This is a genomic window from Pseudoalteromonas sp. S3785, assembly GCF_005887365.1.
Lineage (GTDB): Bacteria > Pseudomonadota > Gammaproteobacteria > Enterobacterales > Alteromonadaceae > Pseudoalteromonas.
Window position 1 is genome coordinate 1 of sequence record NZ_PNCT01000219.1, and the last position, 235, is coordinate 235.

At 33.2% G+C, this 235-nt stretch carries 1 pseudogene; it reads left to right on the forward strand.

The features are described 5' to 3' along the window. Positions 1–235 (forward strand): annotated as a pseudogene (gene yebU, locus CWC17_RS19215) (16S rRNA (cytosine(1407)-C(5))-methyltransferase RsmF); the annotation flags it as partial.

Here is a 235-nt window from a genome sequence, read left to right on the forward strand (position 1 = left end):
GCGCTTCCAGGTATATTAATGCTACGCGAAAAAGAACTATGGTTATCTCCTTATGGATTTGGAGCAATGCAAAATAAAATTAAATACGCACGTTTAGGTATTCAGCTCGGGATTATTCATAAAAATTGCGTAAGGCTTACTCTCGAATTTGAAACCTTGATTGGTAATGAATGCAAAAGAAATAACTATCCTATAACAATCGATCAAGCATATTACAATATTAACGCTAAAGATT